The 951-nt window shown below is 62.9% G+C and carries 1 protein-coding gene; it reads left to right on the forward strand.

Annotated features, from left to right (window positions below; translation table 11 throughout):
- Positions 1-42: 42 nt before the first annotated feature.
- On the forward strand, positions 43-951 hold a 909-nt coding region (locus D183_RS24435), incomplete at its 3' end, for an IS5 family transposase (protein WP_017908915.1).

Here is a 951-nt window from a genome sequence, read left to right on the forward strand (position 1 = left end):
CTTTGGCATCATTGGTCTGGAGAACACGCCGAGGACGCCACGATGATCAGCCTGTTTGCCGGCCACGAACGCGAAGCCAAGCGGCAGCAGATCGGCGATCCTCTGGCTCTGCTGTCACGGCATATCGACTTTGCCGGGATTGCTCACGCCGTAGACGCGAAGCTGTCCTTGGGTACTGGCAAGCGCGGTGGCCGTCCGGCTTGGCCGACGCAGGTGATGATCAAGCTGCTGCTGTTGCAGCAGTTGTACAACCTCTCCGACGATGCGCTGGAGTACCAGGTGCTGGATCGGCGCAGCTTCCAGCAATTCCTTGGACTGGAACACAGCGGCAAGGTGCCCGACGCCAAGACGATCTGGGTGTGGCGCGAACGGCTCAAGACCAAGGATCTGATGGGCGACATCAGCGCGGCGATCGGTGAGCAATTGCAACGTGCCGGGTTCATTGCCCGCGGCGGTCAGATCATCGACGCCAGCATCGTCAGTGCTCCGATCCAGCGCAACACGCGCGAAGAGAACGCGCAGATCAAGCAGGGCGATGACGTCGGCCAGGACTGGAGCGATGCCAAGCGTGCGCAGAAGGATATGCAGGCACGTTGGACCAGGAAGCATGGGGTGGCGTTCTACGGCTACAAGCTGCACGCCAGCACGGACCGTCGCTGGGGCTTCATCCGCCGCTACGACGTGAGCGCGGCCAACGTGCACGACAGCCGTCACTTCGAGCAGGTGCTGGACCCGGACAACACCGGCCGCACGGTATGGGCCGATAGCGGGTATGCCGATGCAGCGCGGGAAGCAGACCTGAAAAGGCGTGGTTACCGCCCCGCGATCCAACATCAAGGGCATGCGCGCAAGCCCTTGAGCGAGGCAGCAAAGCGCCGGAACCGTCGAATTGCCAAGGATCGGGTGTTCGGCGAGCACCCGTTTGCGCGCTTGGCTCAACAAGGCGGCAAG

The organism is Xanthomonas sp. SHU 199 (genome assembly GCF_000364665.1).
Taxonomy (GTDB): Bacteria; Pseudomonadota; Gammaproteobacteria; order Xanthomonadales; family Xanthomonadaceae; genus Xanthomonas_A; species Xanthomonas_A sontii.